Genomic DNA, 3,039 nt, shown 5'->3' on the forward strand with positions numbered 1-3,039 from the left:
CCATCCTCCTTCCTAAAACTTTTATTTGCCGGGGCAGGGGGAGTGTTTTTGCGTCGGGCGTTGCAAAGCGCGCGGGGGTGTTTTTGTGGGGCAAGGGGGAAACGTGTGTTGCGAAAGGCGCAGGGGGAGAGCTTTGGGGCGTTTCGGAAAGACGTGCGGGGCAGGTCGGCGCTGCGCGGAGGCTCGCCCGGAGTGGTCATCCGTCTGCCTGGTGGCGGAGCGGCGTTGCAAAGCGCGCGGGTGAGTTGTTTGCGGGGGCAGGCGGAGCGGGAGTGCTGAGCGCTGCTTGAGGCGTGATCCGGGGCGTTGCCCGGCGCGGGCGAAGGGCTGCCGGATAAAACGGAGCCGCGGCGGCGTGCGCTGCGGCGTCAGGATGTTTTTTTGCGGGGTGCTCGGCGGACGCGGGCGCAGGCGCGGTCGGATTCAGGACGGCGTTGACGTTCCGACCGGCGGGTGGAAGGTCCACTTGAAGGCAAAAAGCGCGAGCACGGCGGCGGCCAGCGCGTAGGCGGCGTTCATGCCCCAGAGGGAGATGGCGGCGAATCCGCCGAGAGGGCCGAGCGCCGCGCCGAGGTCGATGGCCAGCGTGTAGGCGGTCATGACGAACACCGCGTTTGAGCGCGAAGCCGCGTCTGCGGCCAGCGCGTCGGAAAGGGTGGTCATGGCGGTGCAGCACAGTTCCACGGCCGCAATTGCGGCAAGCCACGGGCCGAGGGGCAGCGAAACGCCGATGAGCAGAAACAGCGCGGCGGCTGTCCAGCATCCGGCGGCAAACATGGTCACGCGGCCGAGGCGGCCGTCGGAGAGGCGTCCTACGAGCGGCGAGAGCAGAGGATCCCAGCCCCAGCGCAGCGACTGCATCACGCCCGCGGCCGTGGCGCATCCCGCCGTGATGCCGAGCACGGTGATGCTTTCGCCCCAGTGATGGGCCATGAGCGCGGACAGCGTGGACATGAAAAAGCCCTCGATGATGAGCGTGACCGCCATGCAGGTGACCAGCACCCAGAAAATTTCCGGCGAGTGCAGCAGGGCTTTGGGGGAAACGGAGGCGTTTTTGCTTTTGCGTGGAGAGGGGGGCACGCCCCTCAGCAGAAAAAGAGCCACGGGCAGGGCAAGGGCGGCCGCAGCCGCGCCGGCGAGCAGCGCAACGCGCAGTCCTGCAAGGTCGGCCAGAAGACCGCCGCCCAGCATGCCCGCCAGATTGCCGAGGCGGTAGGTTCCGGTGAACAGGCCCATGAAGTAGCCCCGGTTCTTCTGCCCCGCCGCGGCCATGACCGTGAACAGGCCGCCCAGCTTGAGCAGCGACCAGGCCAGCCCCCACAGCACGCGCAGCGCGGCCCACGCCGCAAGCGAGGAGGCGAAGGCGTATCCCACGGGAATGAGCGCGGAAAGCAGCGCGGCAAACACGGCGCAGGTTTTCGTGTTCAGGCGCGTGTACGCCCAGCCGATGAGCGGATTGAGCGGCAGCCTTGCCAGCCGGTTCAGGGCCAGCACCACGCCCACTTCCCAGAGCGAATCAAGACCGGCTTCGCGCCAGAACACGGGGAGCGTCACGTAGAGCATGGCGTCGGCGGTCACGCAGGCTGCGGTGAGCAGCGCGAAGATCAGCACTTCCCGGCGGGACGCACCGGACGCTTCCGGCATGGCGGCCTCCTCAGGCGAGGTAGAGGTGAGCGCCGGAATCCCGAATGAGACTCTGCCAGCGGGAGGGCAGGGGGCCGTCGGAAAACACGGCTTCGAGCTGGTTCACATGGCCGACCCGCACCATGGCCGGCCGCCCGAACTTGGATTTGTCGCACACGAGAAATACCCGCCGCGAATGTGCAATGATGGCGCGCGCCACCGAAACTTCCCGATAGTCGTAATCGAGCAGATTCCCTTCCCCGTCGATGCCCGAAATGCCGATGATGCCGAAATCCATGCGGAATTCCTGGATGAACTGTTCGGTTTCGGGGCCGATGACGCCGAGATCGTGGGAACGCACCGTGCCGCCCGCAATGATGACCTCGAACGATTCGTTGCCTGCGCAGATGCGCGCCACGTTGAGATTGTTGGTGAGAATGCGCAGATTCTTGTGACCGAGCAGGGCGAAGGCCACCGCCTCGGTGGTGGTGCCGATGTTGATGCACAGCGACGCCCCGTCGGGAATGTGCCGGGCGGCAAGCTCGGCAATGCGGCGCTTTTCGTCGGTGAAGAGCAGCTTGCGCTGATCGTAAATGATGTTTTCCGTGCTGAGGGGCATGCCCACGCCGCCGTGAAAACGCTGCACCCGTCCTTCGTCGGCGAGCTGATTGATGTCCCGGCGCATGGTCTGCGGCGTGACGGAAAAATTCTGCGCGAGTTCCTCAATGGTCGCGTAGCCGCGCTTGTTGAGGAATTCCAGAAGATTTTTCTTTCGGCTGTCTGCTTTGTTCATAGGCGGTCCTGCGGGGAAGTGCCCGGAGTATAAAAGTATCGGAACGCTTCCGCAAGCGGAAAAGAACATTGCGGAAAATGATTGTGTGAAAAAAAACACTATTGACACATTGGCGTAACAAAGACTACACTCACTGTCTTATTGTGGAAGAATCGTCCGGTTTCGCGGCAGGGCAGTGCTTTTGCCGGAGAATCCGCACGTTCGTCCCGGCGGATCTTCCGCCGATGGTGAAGATACGCGCTCAGGCGCGACAGCGACATATGGAGAGGAGCATGTCGGTAAGTTTCTATTTTGACAGACAGGACAGAGAAATCCTGACGCTGGTCAACAGAATACTGGAATGCCCGGACAAGGCGCAGAGCCGCGTCTTTGACGCCAACCTGCATCCGCACGGCATCAAGGGTCTGGTAATTTCCCGCGTTTCGCGGGTGGCCTATGCCGTCATCAATCTGCTCACCAATCTGGAAGTCGGCCAGGCGGACGACCGCATCATGGCGCTCCAGGCCCTGTACGACGAAGTGATGAGCAGCGCGCACTCCATGCTGCGGCGCAACACGGCCCGCGTGCTTCTCCAGATCATGAAGGATCTCGTGCGCGCGCAGGATTCTCCGCTCACGCAGCTC

2 protein-coding genes and 1 pseudogene are annotated in these 3,039 nt (G+C 63.6%); 1 reads left to right on the top strand and 2 read right to left on the bottom strand.

The genetic code is table 11. The features are described 5' to 3' along the window. Positions 1-423: 423 nt before the first annotated feature. Complete coding sequence (locus ACZM96_RS10420) at positions 424-1,644, bottom strand: MFS transporter (RefSeq protein ID WP_489488973.1); 1,221 nt, start codon at positions 1,642-1,644, stop codon at positions 424-426. A gap of 10 nt (positions 1,645-1,654) precedes the next feature. After that, on the bottom strand, positions 1,655-2,416 hold the full coding sequence (locus tag ACZM96_RS10425; RefSeq protein ID WP_489488974.1) for a DeoR family transcriptional regulator: 762 nt from the start codon (positions 2,414-2,416) through the stop codon (positions 1,655-1,657). A 272-nt stretch (positions 2,417-2,688) separates the two neighbouring features. Here ACZM96_RS10425 and ACZM96_RS10430 point away from each other — a divergent pair. Further along, positions 2,689-3,039 (top strand): annotated as a pseudogene (locus tag ACZM96_RS10430) (hypothetical protein); the annotation flags it as partial.

The sequence above is a fragment of the Mailhella sp. genome, from assembly GCF_057866825.1.

Excerpts from the sequence above, each read along its gene's own strand:
- ACZM96_RS10425 (WP_489488974.1), bottom strand. The coding sequence starts at position 2,416 with ATGAACAAAGCAGACAGCCGAAAGAAAAATCTTCTGGAATTCCTCAAC.
- ACZM96_RS10420 (WP_489488973.1), bottom strand. The coding sequence starts at position 1,644 with ATGCCGGAAGCGTCCGGTGCGTCCCGCCGGGAAGTGCTGATCTTCGCG.